Annotated in this window: 12 protein-coding genes and 1 pseudogene; 4 read left to right on the forward strand and 9 right to left on the reverse strand. The window is 62.6% G+C overall.

What is annotated here, in order from left to right; translation table 11 throughout:
* Positions 1 to 152: 152 nt before the first annotated feature.
* The 4 genes and pseudogenes from PARACOCCUSGL_RS20535 to araD1 form a co-directional block, all read right to left on the reverse strand.
* Positions 153 to 1,676 (reverse strand): annotated as a pseudogene (locus PARACOCCUSGL_RS20535) (aldehyde dehydrogenase (NADP(+))).
* Positions 1,677 to 1,686: 10 nt separating this feature from the next.
* Complete coding sequence (locus PARACOCCUSGL_RS0111080) at positions 1,687 to 2,601, reverse strand: Gfo/Idh/MocA family protein (protein ID WP_010396403.1); 915 nt, start codon at positions 2,599 to 2,601, stop codon at positions 1,687 to 1,689.
* Positions 2,601 to 4,349 carry an L-arabinonate dehydratase gene (gene araD / locus PARACOCCUSGL_RS0111085; protein WP_010396405.1) on the reverse strand — a complete coding sequence of 583 codons (1,749 nt, stop codon included), beginning with the start codon at positions 4,347 to 4,349 and terminating at the stop codon, positions 2,601 to 2,603. The genes PARACOCCUSGL_RS0111080 and araD overlap by 1 nt, the downstream gene beginning before the upstream one ends.
* Positions 4,349 to 5,341, reverse strand: coding sequence for an AraD1 family protein (gene araD1, locus PARACOCCUSGL_RS0111090; RefSeq protein ID WP_010396408.1), 993 nt, complete (start codon positions 5,339 to 5,341; stop codon positions 4,349 to 4,351). The genes araD and araD1 overlap by 1 nt, the downstream gene beginning before the upstream one ends.
* Before the next feature lie 190 nt (positions 5,342 to 5,531).
* Between araD1 and PARACOCCUSGL_RS20540 the strand changes: the two genes are divergently transcribed.
* Entirely contained in the window at positions 5,532 to 6,470 is a 939-nt protein-coding gene (locus PARACOCCUSGL_RS20540) for a LysR family transcriptional regulator (RefSeq protein WP_227493341.1), read from the forward strand.
* A 4-nt stretch (positions 6,471 to 6,474) separates the two neighbouring features.
* Here the strand turns inward: PARACOCCUSGL_RS20540 and PARACOCCUSGL_RS0111100 are convergent, their stop codons facing one another.
* On the reverse strand, positions 6,475 to 7,077 hold the full coding sequence (locus PARACOCCUSGL_RS0111100; protein ID WP_010396411.1) for a LysE family translocator: 603 nt from the start codon (positions 7,075 to 7,077) through the stop codon (positions 6,475 to 6,477).
* Positions 7,078 to 7,200: 123 nt separating this feature from the next.
* Positions 7,201 to 8,589, reverse strand: coding sequence for an L-cystine transporter (locus PARACOCCUSGL_RS0111105; protein ID WP_010396412.1), 1,389 nt, complete (start codon positions 8,587 to 8,589; stop codon positions 7,201 to 7,203).
* Between the two features lie 382 nt (positions 8,590 to 8,971).
* Here PARACOCCUSGL_RS0111105 and PARACOCCUSGL_RS0111110 point away from each other — a divergent pair, with 382 nt between their 5' ends.
* Positions 8,972 to 10,198, forward strand: a complete 1,227-nt coding sequence (locus tag PARACOCCUSGL_RS0111110) for a cyanate transporter (RefSeq protein WP_010396414.1) — start codon at positions 8,972 to 8,974, stop codon at positions 10,196 to 10,198.
* A 24-nt stretch (positions 10,199 to 10,222) separates the two neighbouring features.
* The gene (locus PARACOCCUSGL_RS0111115; RefSeq protein WP_010396416.1) at positions 10,223 to 10,648 is read left to right on the forward strand and encodes a heme-binding protein; all 426 of its coding nucleotides are present in this window, start codon (positions 10,223 to 10,225) and stop codon (positions 10,646 to 10,648) included.
* 58 nt (positions 10,649 to 10,706) lie between these two features.
* Here the strand turns inward: PARACOCCUSGL_RS0111115 and PARACOCCUSGL_RS0111120 are convergent, their stop codons facing one another.
* A complete protein-coding gene (locus PARACOCCUSGL_RS0111120) occupies positions 10,707 to 12,779 on the reverse strand; it encodes a DEAD/DEAH box helicase (protein ID WP_192826989.1) in 2,073 nt (690 codons plus the stop codon).
* Positions 12,780 to 12,944: 165 nt separating this feature from the next.
* Positions 12,945 to 13,859 (reverse strand): LysR substrate-binding domain-containing protein, encoded by a 915-nt coding sequence (locus tag PARACOCCUSGL_RS0111125; RefSeq protein ID WP_010396421.1) that lies wholly within the window; start codon positions 13,857 to 13,859, stop codon positions 12,945 to 12,947.
* A gap of 182 nt (positions 13,860 to 14,041) precedes the next feature.
* On the opposite strand from PARACOCCUSGL_RS0111125, the gene PARACOCCUSGL_RS0111130 reads away from it, so the two are divergent.
* A complete protein-coding gene (locus PARACOCCUSGL_RS0111130; protein ID WP_010396423.1) occupies positions 14,042 to 15,361 on the forward strand; it encodes a C4-dicarboxylate transporter DctA in 1,320 nt (439 codons plus the stop codon).
* Between the two features lie 120 nt (positions 15,362 to 15,481).
* Here PARACOCCUSGL_RS0111130 and PARACOCCUSGL_RS0111135 read toward each other — a convergent pair whose 3' ends face one another.
* On the reverse strand, positions 15,482 to 16,384 hold the full coding sequence (locus PARACOCCUSGL_RS0111135; RefSeq protein WP_010396425.1) for a LysR family transcriptional regulator: 903 nt from the start codon (positions 16,382 to 16,384) through the stop codon (positions 15,482 to 15,484).
* Positions 16,385 to 16,415 lie beyond the last annotated feature (31 nt).

The following is a 16,415-nucleotide window of genomic DNA, read 5'->3' on the forward strand; positions in this document are numbered from 1 at the left end:
AAAGCCCGACCGGCAGGCCGGTCGGCAGCCGCGATGACTATTGATGGCGGCTGAAGCGTAAGCGATATTTCAGGCCGGAGGTCGCCATGCCAAAGTATCGCTTTAAATTTAATTTATATCAATGGGTTGAGGTTTATTTATTATAAATAAAATCAAGAACAACCCCCTGTAGAAAACCTTGGCCACAGTCCAGTTTTCATCCACCGCAGATCCTCTGGCACAAACTCCCCGGGCAGGTTCTGATAGCACACTGGACGTAGAAACCTGCGGATCGCCATGGTGCCGGCCGAGGTCGCGCCAAAGTTCGTCGAGGTCGGATATGGGCCGCCGTTAACCATGACGTCACAGACCTCGACGCCAGTTGGAAAGCCATTCACCAGTACCCTGCCCGCCTTGCACTCAAGGATCGGCAGCAGACGCTGCGCATGGGGCAGATCGGCGCCATCCATATGCAGGGTGGCGGTCAATCGCCCCTCAAGGCCACGCGCCAGAGTCAGCATCTCGTCCAGATCGCACACCAGCACGATCAGACCCAAGGGACCAAAAACCTCCTGGCCAAGCGCCGGGTCGGCGAGAAGTTCCGAAACTCTCGTTTCGTAAAGGTTTGGCCCTGCCTCGCGGCCAGCAGCATCAGAAGTCACAAGCAGCCTGACTGCATTGCGACTGTCGAGCACCGAGTTGCTGCAACGATAGGCCTCGGCAATGCTCTCGGTCAGTATGACCTGAGGATCTACCTGTCCCGGCGCCGCACGGATGGCTGCGGCGAAACGGTCGGTATCGGGACCCTCAACCACAACGGTGATGCCGGGATCAGTACAAAACTGGCCTGCCCCCAACCGGCCCGGTCGCTGCCCGGATCATCAGCCCGCACGGCAAGAGCTGCCGACGAAAAAAAACATCGGATTGCCTGAACCCGGCTCGCCCAAAAACGGGATCGGTTCTGGCCGGGCAGCGCAAAGATCAAACGGCGCACGCCCCCTCCCGGCTAGGCTACCGGTACTGATCAGCGGATGCTGGACCAAGGCCGCGCCCGTCTGATGCTCCGCCCCCTGGATCAGACTGAATATACCCGGATGCATCCCGGATTTTGTAATGGCTGCACGAATCTCATCTGCAACAATCTCGGCGGTGCCGGGACCACCGGGCATCCGGTGGTAGAGGCCAAGGCGGTGTCGCCACCAGCGGTCGAGAAAGCCAGCGGCAAGTTCGAAGCACCGAACACTGCCACTGGCCCGATCGGGCGCTGGATCAGCCGCAGATCCGGGCGGGGCGCAGGCTGACGGTCGGGCAGCGCCGGGTCATGGCGTCGATCAAGGTAATCGCCCTTTGCGAATGTGGCTCACGAACATCCGCAGCTGGCCGGCGGTGCAGCCACGCTCACCCTGCAACCGCGCCCCGGGCAAGCCGGTTCCGCGGGTCCAGATCCGGGTGATCGCTTCGGCACAAGCCTTGATCTCATCAGCGATGATTTCGAGAAAGGTCGCCCTCACCTCGCGACTGGTCCAGCCAGAGGGCCGAAACGCATCCTCAGCCGCCTGCACCACCTGATTGACCAGATCAACACTGCCTTGCGAAAACTCATGCACCGGACCATCAACCGGCGCGTTGTGAAAGCGCCGGTCCAAGCCAATCCTTTCCCCCGCGATCAGATCGCCTGCCATGGGCGAAAAGCCCATATCAATATCCTTAAAATTCAAATTCTTTCACGGAATTCCTGCGACCCAACATGAAGGCGTCAGCGACCAGAACCAGCGGTGACAGATCGACATCACACGCTGACCCGGCGACCAGTTCAGCCATATGGGCATATAGCGCGGGATATTCGCCCATGATGCTCATCTGCCCCCCGGCAGGCTGGCCGTTGATTTCAAGCACATTGCCGCCCATGCGTAGGGCGAGCGTACCGCTGTCAGTCTCGAATTCCATATCCCAGGTCTGCGGCCCCTCTTGCCGAAAGTCGAAATCGGCGGAAATTCCCTGAGACAAGCTTAGCCGTGCAGCGATGGGCGCCTGACGGTTGGCAGGAAAATCAAGCTCTGCGCTCAGCACCCTTGCCGGCTGCGGCAGGATTTCGGTCAGGATAGACAGTGCGTTGATTCCGGGATCGAAAACTCCCATGCCTCCTGCGGCAAAGATCCAGTCCTGACCGGGATGCCATTTACGCACATCCTCGCGCCAGATGATGCGGCCACCACGTATCTTGCGCCCGGAAAGCCAGACTTTTGCCGCCGCTACGGCCTGTGCCGCCCGCGAATGCCATGAGGCAAACAGCGTCACCCCTTGCGCAAGGGCGAGGTCGTGCAGCGCATGAACCTCGGCTATCGTCGCGCCCGGCGGCTTTTCCAGCATCACATGCCGGCCCGCCCGCAAGGCAGCGCAGGCCACTGCAAAGCGCGGCACCGGAGGCAGGCAAAGCGACACCACCCCGATGTCCGGCCGGGCTGCAAGCAGATCCTCGATCTGTACGAAATTCTCGACCCCATCGACGCGGCCATGCCGTGAGACCGTGGCAGAAAGCCGCCACTCAGAAGATGAAGATATGGATGGAACATGCTGATCCTGAGCGATTTTTCCAATCCCGACAAGCGCGATCTTTCGCATCAATGGCTGTCCTTTCCAACCTCGCGGCCCCTGCAGCCGCGCAGGAAATCGAAATCAGCCCCGGTATCGGCTCCCCCGACATGCTCATGGAATAGCTGCGCATACCCGCCCTGCGGATGCGGCGCGGGGCTTTGCCAGACGGCCAGCCTGCGCTCGATCTCTTCCTGCGGGACGTCCAGATGCAGGCGACGGTTCGGCACATCAAGCTCGATCATGTCACCGTTGCGGACGATGGCCAAAGGCCCCCCCCGCGCCGCCTCGGGCGAAACATGCAGCACCACCGTACCATAGGCCGTACCCGACATGCGCGCGTCCGAAATCCGTACCATGTCCGTGATCCCCTTGCGCAGCACCTTGGGCGGCAGGCCCATGTTGCCAACCTCGGCCATGCCTGGATAGCCGCGCGGACCGCACATCTTCAGCACCATGACGCAGGTTTCGTCGATATCGAGTGCCTCGTCATTGATGCGCGCCTTGTAGTCGTCGATATCCTCAAAAACCACGGCGCGACCACGATGGCGCATCAGATGCGGACTGGCGGCCGAAGGTTTAAGCACCGCGCCATCCGGAGCAAGGTTGCCCCGCAGGACGGCGATGCCGCCCTGATCTGTCAGCGGGTGTTCAGCAGGCAAGATGACCTCTTCGTTCCAGTTCCGCACATCTTTGACCTCATCCCAGACTGAACGGCCCGAGACAGTCAGCGCCTCCTGATGCAACAGGCCAGCCTCTCCCAAACGCTTAAGAACTACAGGTAAACCACCGGCATAAAAGAATTCTTCCATCAAGTACTGGCCGGACGGCATCAGGTTCACGATGGTCGGAACGTCGCGGCCAAGCCGGTCCCAATCGTCCAGCGTCAGATCGACCCCGACCCGACCAGCCAGCGCCAGAAGGTGGATCACCGCATTGGTCGATCCGCCAATCGCGCCATTGGTACGGATCGCGTTCTCAAAGGCCTCACGGGTCAGGATATCGCTGGGCTTAAGGTCGTCCTTGACCATCTGGACGATCCGACGCCCGGTCAGTTGCGCCATGACGCGGCGGCGCGAATCCACGGCGGGGATCGCAGCATTGCCCGAAAGGGCCATCCCCAGCGCCTCGGCCATACTGGCCATGGTCGAGGCTGTGCCCATGGTGTTGCAGGTCCCTGAGGAACGGCTCATCGCGGCCTCGGCCTCAAGGAATTCCTCCTGCGTCATCTCGCCGGCTTTGACCGCCTCGCTGAATTTCCACAGATGCGTGCCCGAGCCGATCCTCTCGCCCCGGAACCAGCCGTTCAGCATCGGCCCGCCGGTGACAACGATCGAGGGGATATCAGTCGAGGCAGCCCCCATCAGCAAGCTGGGCGTGGTCTTGTCACAACCGACCATCAGCACCGCGCCGTCGATGGGCTGGCCGCGCATCGCCTCTTCGACAGCCATGGCGGCAAGATTGCGATACATCATCGCGGTCGGACGATAGGTGTTTTCGCTTGCTGAAAAGACCGGAACCTCGACGGGAAAGCCCCCGGCCTCCCACACGCCGGCTTTCACCTTTTCGGCCAGATCGCGCAGGTGACCGTTACAGGGTGTCAGATCAGACCAGGTGTTGAGAATGCCAATGACCGGACGTCCGTCAAAAATATCATGGGGATAGCCCTGATTCTTTAACCAGCCGCGATGATAGATGGTGTCACGGGAATTGCCGCCATACCAATGTTGGGAACGCAGCCTACGCGGCCAGGGGGCGGGAGTGAAAGACTTGGACATCAAAGCACCTCGACACAGGTCAGGGGTTCGCTACGCTGATCCAGTGCCAGCGGATTGCGCAGCGCGAGACCAAGTGCCGGGGCCTCGATCTCGAACACATCGCCTGCGCGGCAGCGAATATCATCGGCGAAGGACAGGGTCGCAGTGCCAAAGAAATGCACATGCACATCACCCGGCTGACGGAAAAGCGCGTATTTAAAGTGATGATGTTCAAGGTTGGCGATGCTATGGGACATATTCGCCTCTCCTGACAGAAAGGGTTTTTCCCACAGGACCGAGCCGCCCCGCAGAATACGGCTCATGCCCTCGACATGCCGGGGCAGATCGCCAAGCAGGATCTCGGGACCAAAGCTGGCCGGGCGCAGTTTGGAATGGGCAAGCCACAGGTAATTCCCCCGCTCGGTCACATGGTCCGAGAATTCGTTGCCAAGCGCAAAGCCAAGGCGAAAGGGCCGGCCATCCGGACCGATCAGATAAAGGCCGGCAATCTCGGGCTCTTCGCCCGCGTCCAGCGCAAAGGCGGGCGCGGTCAGGGGCGCGCCAGGCACGGCCAGCGCATGGCCGTTGCCCTTGTAGAACCATTCAGGCTGCACCCCCGGTTCATCCGGCGCGGGCTTTCCGCCTTCCAGACCCATGCGGAACATCTTCATACTGTCCGTGATATCGGCTGCATCAATTGCCGCACCATGCATGGCATCGCGCGCCGCAGCCGAACCAAGATGCGTCAAGCCTGTGCCGCTGACATGCAAATGCGCCGGATCGGGATGGTCGAGCGGTAGCAGAACCCGCCCCTCGGCCAGCGCGGCAACCAGATCGACCGCAGCACCCTGTCCACGGCTTTCAGCTTCGGCCGCAAGGCTGTGTCTGGCAGCGATGGCGGCCAAGGCCAGATCGCGGGTGCTTTCCGCCCCCGGCACCAGATGTGCCTGATCCTGACGGCGCAGAGCAACGGCCCGGCTGCCCTCAGGCAGAATTAGTTGAGACAGATACATGCTATGGCCCTCGCTGCGATCGGTCAGAGCGGGGTACCACCGGCATTTTGCAAGGCATCTCCTCCCACCGGGCAACCGTTCCCCTCTGACGGCTTGCGAATGATCCAGCCATGAAATTACATAATGGTAAAATTACTTCGTCTTCCATTTGCATATCGGATCTGTTATGTCATTACCTCCTGCCCGCCTGATGTTGAAACCTGCCCAACTGCGGCTGATCCAGCAGATCGCCGAAACTGGCCAGCTACAGATGGCGGCCGAACGTATTGGCATGACCCAACCCGCCGCCTCGCGTATGCTGGCCGAGATCGAAAACCAGGTCGGTGCCCAGCTTTTCCTGCGCCAGCCCAAGGGCATGGAACCGACCGAGATCGGACGCGCCGTCCTGCGCCGCGCACGCGTCATCCTGCGCGAGATGTTCAGCATGGCCTCGGACGTGCAGGCGCTGCGCAACGGCTTTGGCGGCGCCTTGCGGGTGGGCGCGGTGACCGGGCCTGCGGTCGGCTATCTCGTTTCGGCCATCCGCGAGATCAAGCAAGGTGCCCCCGATGCCGAGATCACCGTTGATGTCATGCCTTCGCGCGAGCTGTTGCAACATCTGGCGGCCGGAGAAATGGATTTCGTCCTTGCCCGTATCCTGCCGGAATTCGACAGCCGCGACTTCAACATCCTGCCGATGCGGGATGAAAAGGTGGCTTTTCTGGTTCGCTCGACCCACCCGCTAAGCCGCGCCGCCCCGGTGACACTGACCGAGCTTTGCGAACAGGAATGGATCATGCAGCAACGCGGCGCACCGATCCGCGAGGCGACGCTTTCCGCCTTTGCCGATGTTGGCCTGCCCGAACCGCGCAATATCGTCAACAGCCCCTCGTTGCTGCTGACCATCGCCTATCTTGCGCAAAGCGACGCGGTCGCGCCCATGTCCGAAGAGGTGGCCGAACTTCTGATCCGCCCTCCGGTCGGCGCGGGTTTTGCGGTCTTGCAGGTCCCGCATGAAATCCGGGTCTCGCCCTATTACCTGCTGGACCTCAGACGCCGCCCGCTGTCGCCTCTGGCGATGCGGCTACGAGAAAAGCTGGTCATGCTGTCAGAAAGCCCGGTGCGCGACACCTTTGGCCAAGGCGGCTAGTACCCTAAGCACTCTCGGCAGCAAGCTTCAGCCCCAGCCCTGCAAAACAGGCGGCAAAGGTGCGGCGCAGCCAGTTCATCGCCCTTTCGCTGTGCAAAAGGTGCTGCCTGCCCCGCGCCGCCAGTGCGGCATAGCCCAGAAAGACCACAAAGGTCATCAGCGTAAAGCCCAGCCCCAACTCGAACAGCAGGCTGATCGGGCTGCCTGCAGGGACGAATTGCGGGATGAAAGCTACAAAGAACAGCGGCAATTTCGGGTTAAGGATATTAAGCACCACCCCGCGCCAGACCAGCGCCCTACGCGACTGAGGCGCTGAGGGGCGCAGCGACAGCCCACCCCTATCCTTCAACACCGACCAGGCCGTCCACAGCAGATACGCAACGCCTGCATATTTGATCGTCTGAAAGATAACGGCGCTGGTGTGCAGGATCGCGGCAAGCCCCGCCATGGCGATGACCAGATGGATCACCGTGGTGATCGTGCATCCGGCCGCGGCCCAGAACCCTGCCCTCATCCCCCCTCCAAGGGTCGCGGACAGGGTATAGACCACGCCAATTCCCGGCGAAACGCAGATGACAAAGATGGTCAGAAGATATTCAAGGCTCACGCTTCAGGTTCCTCCACCCGGATTAAGCCGGGATTAAAGGAACTTCGGCCTCGCGCAAACACACAAGCACGCCGTTGCGCAAAGGTCCCGGCGCCGCGCTGTGGGTGCGGCACCGGGCAATAGTCAGGCGTTTTGCAGGCTGGGTTCGTCCCGGCTTTGCAAAACAGCCTTGTCGGTCTGGCCAAGGATCTGCGAGGTGACCGTGCCCGCCGTCATCGAACCCGAAACGTTCAGCGCCGTCCGGCCCATGTCGATCAGCGGTTCGACCGAGATCAGCAGCGCCACCAGCGTCACGGGCAGGCCCATGGCCGGCAGGACGATCAGCGCCGCCATGGTCGCACCCCCACCGACCCCGGCTACCCCGGCCGAGGACAAGGTGACAATGGCCAAAAGCGTCATGATCCAGCCCGGATCAAGCGGGTTGATCCCGACTGTCGGCGCCACCATCACAGCCAGCATGGCCGGATAAAGCCCGGCGCAGCCGTTCTGGCCAATGGTTGCCCCGAATGACGCCGAGAACGAGGCGATCGTTTGCGGCACGCCCAAACGGCGGGTCTGTATCTCGACGTTCAGCGGGATGGTCGCGGCACTTGACCGGCTGGAAAAGGCAAAGGTCAGCGCCGGCACGATCTTGCGGAAAAACACCAGCGGGTTCACCCCGGTCAGGCTCAGCAGCACAGCATGCACGACGAACATGATCCCCAGCCCCAGATAAGAGGCAACGACAAATTTGCCGAGGTTCAGGATGTCGCTGGCATTCGAGGTTGCCGCCATCTTGGTCATCAGGGCCATGACGCCATAGGGGGTCAGCACCATGATCAGCCGCACCAGCTGACCGATCCAGGCTTGCAGGATGTCGATCAGGTTCAGAAGGCTGCGTCCCTTTTCCTCGTCACGGCGCACCAGGCGGATCGCGGCGACGCCAAGGAAGGCCGCAAAAACCACCACCGCGATGATCGAGGTCGGGTTCGCCCCGGTCAGATCAGCAAAGGGGTTCTTGGGGATAAAGGACAGCAGCAGCTGCGGCACCGTCAGGTCGGCAACCTTGGGCGCATAGTTCGTCTCAAGCGCCGCCAGCCGGGCGGTTTCGGCCGCACCTTGCGTCAGCCCTTCGGCTGTCAGACCAAAGGCCAGCGCCATGACGACACCGACAAAGGCGGCGATCGCCGTGGTGACCAGAAGCGTGCCCAGCGTCAGGACCGAGATCCGCCCCAGCGCCGAGGCATCGTAAAGCCTCGACACCGCGCTGAGGATCGCGGCAAAGACCAGCGGCATCACCACCATCTGCAACAGCTGCACATAGCCGTTGCCGACCACGTTGATCCAGTCGATCGTGGTTTTCAGCACCGGTGCGCCGTTGCCATAGACAAGTTGCAGCCCGATCCCGAACAATGTGCCAAGGATAAGGCCGACAAAGACCCGCACCGACAGCGACAGCCGCCCGCCTTGCAGGCGGACCAGCACCACGATCAGCGCGGCAAAGATCAGTAGATTGACAAGAACGGTTGCCATCGCGTGTCTCCGGCAATTTCAGATTGAGTCATCAAGCCATAACCGAACCGCAACGTATAGAGACGACCGTTGCAAAACGGTCCTGCGTTGCCGACATGTCCCTGTCGCGGCGGTCGTCCGGGCCGGATCCGACAAGGGGGCAGCCATAGCCCGCCGCAGCACAATATTCAATCTGTTTTTGATTCTGTATATAGATATTGCAGATTATTACTTACTGCCCTGCCGGTTAATCTGCGCCCGCCGATGCCCTCTTTGAGATTTTTTCGCCCTATGGCTCGGCCCGTTTCCCGGTGATCCGGCCCATCGCAACAGCAAGGCAGGCCATGCACAAGCTTTCGCCCCAGATTGTCGCGCGCTTATTGCGCCAGCGGATGCATAGGCAATGACCAAAGACCGGAACGCAACCCTGCGACTGCTTATCGTGGTGGCATTGGTCGGGCTGGCGTTACGGCCCTTTCTGACCGGCGTCGGCCCCGTGACCGCGCCGATGCGGGCCGAAACCGGCCTGTCCCTGCAGGGACTGTCGGCGCTGACACTGGTGCCGATCCTGCTGATGGGCGCGGGGGCGTTCTTTGGTCCGGCCATACTGGCAAGGCTGGGGGCGAAACGCGCCACCGTTCTTGCGCTGGTCATTCTGGGCTTCGGTTCCGGGCTGCGGCTGGTGGCCCATTCGACCTTTGACCTTCTTGGCTCGGCAGTGCTGCTTGGCCTTGGCGCGGCGGGCGCGCAGGCTGCCTTTCCCGCCATCATCAAACGCGAATTCCAACAGGGGCTGAACCTCGCCATGGGGCTTTACGCCTCGATGATGATGGGCGGCGGCGCATTTGGCGCACAGGCCGCGCCGCTGATCGCGGCATGGTCTGGCAGCTGGAGGCTGGCGCTTGGCTGGCTTGCCGTGCCCGCCCTGATGACAGCCCTGCTGGCCGCGCTTGTCCTGCCGTCCGAAAAGCGCCAACCGCGAGAGGGTCGCCAACGGCTGGCCCATTGGCTGCGCCTGCCCCGGGTCTGGCTGCTTATGGCCTGTTTCGGGCTTATCAACGGGGGATACTCATCCTCGGTCGCGTGGATTTCGCCTACCTTTCAGGAACTAGGCTGGTCAGCCGGGGCAAGTGGCGGACTGCTCGCCCTGCTTGCCGTCGGACAGGCAGTTTCGGCGCTGCTGATCCCGGCACTCGCCAACCGCTCACGCGACCACAGGCCGTGGCTGGCGCTTTGCCTTGCAATGCAGATCATCGGCTTTGCCATGCTGATCCTGCGCCCCGAGGCCGCGCCGCATATGGTCACCTTTATGCTGGGCGCGGGGCTTGGCGGGTGTTTCTCGCTGATGATGATTGTCGCGCTGGACCATCTGCCTGGTCCGGCCGAGGCCGGAACGTTGGCAGCCCTGATGCAGGGCGGAGGCTTTCTGCTCGCCGCGCTGCCACCATGGGTGCTGGCCCTGCTGCATGATTTGACGGGCAGCTTCACCGCTGGCTGGGCGCTGCATCTTGCCGCTGTGCTGGTGGTGTCGGTGCTGATCCTTGCCCTGTCGCCCGCAGACTATGGCAAGGCCATGCAGCGCCTTGACGTTCCGGCCGGCCCCGCCGGGGATGCCGCGCCCGCCGAATAAAAGTTTCAACAGGAGGAGAAACCCATGCAAACCATCACCAGGCTGGATCAAGCCGACGCGCGCCTGCTTGTCGAAGGGGCCGAGGCCCATGCCCGCACCATCGGCGTCCCCATGTGCATCGCCGTCACCGATGAAAGCGGCCAGCTTTTGGCTTTTTCGCGCATGGACGGGGGCAAGGTGACATCAGCCACCATTGCCGTAGACAAGGCCTTTACTGCCGCAGCGGCTCGTAAAGCCACCCATGAATATGGCGCAGCTAGCCAGCCCGGCGCGCCAGCCTGGGGCATTTTCTCGGCTATCGGCGGGCGGCTGACGGTCGTGGGCGGTGGGCTGCCAGTTGAACACGAAGGCCAGACGGTCGGCGGGATCGGCGTATCATCAGGGACGCCCGATCAGGATCAGTCTGTCGCCCAGGCCGGTATCGACCACTGGCGGGCCCATCGCGCCTAAGGTTGTGGAAGCGCATCCGCCGCGACCCTGCAGGATCGGGGCGGATGCAGGTTCGGTCCTAGCGCGGGCCGGGCTTACCCGAACGGGTCCCGGGCTTCGGACGGGCACGGAAGGGCTTATCTTCCCCCTTGCCCTGCCAGCCACCCTCGGCGCGGTGCGAGCGGAAACCGGCGGCGCGTCTGGGCCGTCCCTCGGCGCCGTCATCGCGGGCCGATCCGCCATGAGACTTGAAGCCCGCCGATTTGGAGCCAGCCTTGGGACCGGGTTTCGCGGAGGTCTTATGAGCCAGCTTCTTTTCACTGCTCCAGCGTGCCTTGCGCGGTGCCTCGGCTGCCTCGGCCTGCGGCGCAGGCGCATTGCGCGTAACTGGCTCTGACGCGACAGGTTCAGGACGAAGCGGCGGTTTTGCCCCGGCCTTAGCCTTGGCACGCGGGCGCAGTTCCTGCGGCTCGGCGTAGGGGGCGCGGGGGAAATGTGCCCGTTCTGGTCCTCGTTCCTGGCTGCGATCCTGTCCACGGTGCGGCTTTTTCACCCGGGCAGCAGGAGCATCGAAAACCGGCTCGCCCTCAATGCGGCGCATGGTCAGGCCGGGCTCAAGTTCGGTCCGTTCGCCAAAATTATCGGCGACAGCTGCCGCGATTTGTACAAAGGTCTGTTCGGTCTTGACCCGGATCGCGCCAATCGCGTCACGGGTGATATCCCCGGCCTCGCAGATCTTGGGCAACAACCAGCGCGCCTCGGCCCGACCGGAATGGCCGACCGAAAGCAGGAACCATACCGCCGGGCCAAACTCTCCACGCTCCCGCGGGGCCGAAGGCGCCGGCACGACGTTTTCCGACAGTTCCTCGGGCGCCGGACGCCCTTCGCGCCACAGTCTCACAAAGGCCGAGGCAACCTGTTCCGCACCAAACCGGTCAAGCAGCGCAGAGGCCAGCGCGGCTTCGTCGCCCGGCGCTTCGCCCAGGGCGGGATGATCCGTCATCCGCTCATCATCGCGCGCCTGCACTTCCTCGGCCGAAGGGGCCTTGCCCCATTCCGCGACCAGCCGCGCACGCTGCAACAGCCGCTGAGCGCGCTTGTATTCCGAAGACGGCACGATCAGCACCGAGGTCCCCTTGGCCCCAGCCCGTCCGGTCCGGCCCGAACGATGCAAAAGCGTGTCCGGGTTGGTTGGCAGATCGGCATGAATCACCAGTTCAAGCCCCGGCAGGTCGATGCCGCGCGCGGCAACATCGGTAGCGATACAGACCCGCGCCCGCCCGTCACGCAGCGCCTGCAAGGCGTGGCTGCGTTCCTGCTGGGACAGCTCGCCCGACAGTGCCACGACCTTGAAGCCGCGATTGCCCATCCGCGCCAGCAGATGGTTCACATTAGCCCGGGTCTTGCAAAAGATGATCGCGCGGCTCGCCTCATAATAGCGCAGCGTGTTAAAGATCGCGTGCTCACGGTCGCGAGCCGCCACGGACAGGGCGCGATATTCGATATCGCCGTGCTGGCGCGCCTCGCCCATGGCCTGAATGCGCAGCGCGTCGCGCTGGAAATCGCGCGCAAGCTGTTCAATAGCCGGAGGCACGGTTGCCGAAAACAGCAGCGTGCGGCGGCTGGCCGGCGCGCTGCCCAGGATAAATTCCAGGTCCTCGCGAAAGCCGAGGTCCAGCATCTCATCGGCCTCGTCCAGAACGCAGGCGGCAAGTCCGCTCAGATCCAGCGACCCGCGTTCGATATGATCGCGCAGGCGGCCGGGCGTGCCGACGACGATATGCGCGCCACGCTCAAGCGCCCGGCGCTCGGTGCGGTAATCCATCCCACCAACGCAAGTGGCGATCCGCGCCCCGGCCTGGGCATAAAGCCAGCCAAGTTCGCGCGCCACCTGCAAGGCCAGTTCACGCGTGGGGGCAATCGCCAAAGCCAACGGCTGGCTGACATCGGGAAGGCTGTCGCCGTCAAGAATATCGCCCGCCATGGCAAGGCCAAAGGCCACGGTCTTGCCCGACCCGGTCTGGGCCGAGACCAGCACATCGCGTCCCCGCGTCTCGGGCTCAAGCGCCGCTTGTTGTACAGAGGTAAGGCTGGCATAGCCCTTGGCCGCCAGCGCCGCGGCCAGAGGCGCGGCAATATCATGTTCGTTCATCTTCTTCGCCAGAAAGGGGATGCGCAGCATCCGGGTGAAAGGCACCATCCCCTTTGCGGTCAGACCCCAGCCTTGGGTCGCCGGCCCGGAATGCAGAGCCAAGCTGCCCCCATAGCCGCCCCTGCCCCGCAAGTCAAAGCGAAACTCGGAAGCCGGTCTTTGACGTCAGGGCAGCGGCGGCTCTTTTTGGGTCGGCACGCCCGGGTCGTGACCAAGACAGCGACGCACCTCGGTCAGAAACAGTTGCAGTGCCGGGACCGGGTCGCGATGGTGATAGACGATATAGACCTCGGACACCGGGGGGTTCGGCCGGATCGGCAGAAATGTCAGCGGCCCGGCCGTCAGCCGTGCAATTCCCGCCGGCACGATGCTGACACCAAAGCCCGCAACGATCAGGCTGGGGATTGATTGCGCGTCAACGACCTGTTGCGAAACCTGCGGCCGATAGCCCGAAGCGATGATGCAGGACATGACATAGGCCGCGAAATCCGAGCTTTCGGGTCGCAGCACCACATGCTGATCCTCGCGCAGATCGTCGATCGACACATAGGTGCGTCCGGCCAGCCTATGGTCGCTGCGCACCAGCGCCATCATCTCTTCCCGCCAGCCGTATTCATAGGCCAGCTCATCATCACGCGGCACCGAGCGGTTAAAGCTGACATCCGTGCGCCGGCTCAAAACCTCGGTCAATTGAGTCGCTGGCGTCTGCTCATGAACACGCAACGTGATTCGTGGATGCAGGCGCGCAAACTGGGCCAGAAGCTCGGACAGGCCGCCGCGTAAAATCGAACCAGTTGCCCCGATTTCCAGCAATCCGTCCTGGCCGCGTTGAATTTCCCGGATCTCATGCAGGCTGCGTTCATATTGATCCAGCATGTTGCGCGCACGCGGCAGAAACAGCTCTCCGGCACGTGTAAGCGCCACCTTGCGGCTGGTGCGGCTGATGAGCTCGGCGCCAACTTCACGCTCAAGTGTCTGAAGTTGCGTGCTTAATGGCGGCTGCGACATGTTCAGCCTACGGGCTGCCCGGGTAAAGTTCAGCTCTTCGGCCAGAACGACAAAGCAGCGGAGTTGGCGCATTCTCATAGCGTCACCGTATAGATCACTAATAAATCAATATTAGACACGGATGTGACATTCGCCAACTATTGATCAAATAGGGGGCCTGTCTCGGCCTGCATGTTGCCCGATGCGAGTGAGGACGCATCCGGCATGTGCAGGCCGCGGCGCACCTCTTCCGTCACAGGGGGGAACGGAAACACATGCCAAAATGGTCCAGGTCCTTGTTTGGACAGGTTTGCGTGGCGCTGGTGCTGGGGGTCATCGCCGGCTTTTTCGCGCCTGAATTCGCAGCCAAGATGAAGCCGCTCGGGGACGGGTTCATCAAACTTATCAAGATGCTGATCCCCGTCATCGTCTTTTGCGTCGTCGTGCATGGCATCGCCAGCGCGGGTGACCTGAAAAAAGTCGGCAAGGTCGGCATTCGCGCCATCATCTATTTCGAGGTCATCACCACGATCGCTCTCGCCCTTGGCATCGCGATTGCCTACCTCTTTGGTCCCGGTCACGGGATGAACATAGATGTGACCCAGCTCGACGCCTCGGCCCTGTCGTCCTATGTCGACCGCGCCAATGAAGTCAGCAGCGGCGGCACGGTCGAATTCCTGATGAAGCTGATCCCGACCACGATGGTCAGCGGCTTTGCTCAGGGCGACGTACTGCAGGTGCTGCTGGTCGCCGTGCTGTTTGGCTGCGCGCTGTCGCTGGTTGGCGAACGTGGCAAGCCGCTTTTGCACATGATCGAACTGACGGGCGACGTGACCTTCAAGATCATGGGCTTTATCGTCCGTCTGGCCCCGATCGGTGTCTTTGGCGCCATCGCCTTTACGGTCGGCAAATACGGCATCAGTTCACTGGCACAGCTGGGTTATCTGGTCGGGCTGTTCTACGTCACCATCGCCATCTTTGTCTTTGTCGTCCTGGGTTTCGTGATGCGCATGGCCGGGTTCAGCATCATCAAGCTGATCCGCTACCTGCGCACCGAGGTCAGCATCGTTGCCGGCACCGCATCAAGCGACTCGGTCCTGCCCCAGACCATGCGCAAGCTGGAAAAGCTGGGCATCAAGGACTCGACCGTGGGTCTGGTGGTGCCGACGGGTTACTCGTTCAACCTTGACGCCTTCTCGATCTACCTGACGCTGGCAGCGGTCTTTATCGCCCAGGCGACCAACACGCCGCTGTCCACCACGGACCTGCTGGCTATTCTGGGCGTGGCACTGATCACCTCCAAGGGGGCGCATGGGGTGCCGGGTTCGGCTATCGTGATCCTGGCTGCAACGCTGGCCGCGATCCCCGCGATCCCCGCCATCGGTCTGGTGCTGGTGCTGTCGGTGGACTGGTTCATGGGCATCGCCCGTGCGCTGGGGAACTATCTGGGCAACTGCGTCGCCACCGTGGTCGTCGCATCCTGGGTGGGCGATATCGACCGCGACCGCGCCCGCCGCATCCTGGATGGCGAAGATATCTCAGAGCCGGATCTGCTGGACGAAGATGCACCCATGACCCAGCTGCAGCACGGCTGACGAGGTCCCTCGCAGGGCTGACCGGGGCCCGCGTGACAAGACCCGGTCAGCCCTGCCGAGACGACGGCCTGCGCCCTCCCTCCCGATGGCGCAGGCCCTTTTATGTCGGAAAGGCCAGCCTCAGGGCAGCCCGGTCACGAAACCCTCATCCGTCAGAATATCAATCAACGCCTGCACTGCACGGGTGCGATAGCGCCGCGGATTGGTTAACAACGCAAATGGCCTCTCGGCCCCCGTCAGCGGCTGGGTAATGATCCAGCCCGATGCCTCCGGTCGTGCCACCGCCCGCTGAGACAGTGCCGCAAGGCATCGGCTGGAGGCAACCGCGCTCAGCACTGCCTCGTTCGAGGGTAACTCCAGCGCCACCGGCAGCGCCGCAACAGACAGGCCCTGCTCAGTCAGCCAGACCTCGAACTCGGATCGTGTACCTGATCCCGGTTCGCGCAAAATCCAGCTTTGCGTGGTAAGCTCGGCCACCGGCACCGTCTCGCGCCCGGCCCAGGGATGGGTGGCGGCCATAATCAGGACCAGCCGATCTCGTGCCACCACCTGCCGATGCAGATCGCCGTGACTGACCGCGCCTTCGACCAGACCCAGATCAGCGCCCCCCTCTTGCACCGCATCAGCGACCTGAGTGGTATTGCTGACCGTCAGGCGCAGCTCGATCCCCGGATGCATCTCGCGCAGCGCGACCAGCCGCGGCGGCAGCCAATAGCTCGCCACGGTCTGGCTGGAGTGCACCCGCAACCGGCCGCGCGGCTCACGCGCCAGATCCTCCAGCACCATCTCGGCGGTCTCGGCCCGGTCCAGCACCGCGCGGGCCTCGGTCATAAAGGCGGCGCCGGTGTCAGTCAGCACGATCCGCCGCCCGATCCGGTCAAAAAAGCGTACACCATGCCGGGCCTCAAGCGCCGAAATCGCTGCGCTGACCGCTGACTGCGTCAAGTTCAGCGCCTCGGCAGCACGGGTGACATGCTGACGTTCGGCCACGGCCAGAAAGATACGAAGCTGCTCAAGGGTCATGCTTGATTAATAAGAATTATCGAACAATATG

Origin of the sequence: Paracoccus sp. TRP (assembly GCF_000185925.1) — a bacterium.
Taxonomy (GTDB): domain Bacteria; phylum Pseudomonadota; class Alphaproteobacteria; order Rhodobacterales; family Rhodobacteraceae; genus Paracoccus; species Paracoccus kondratievae.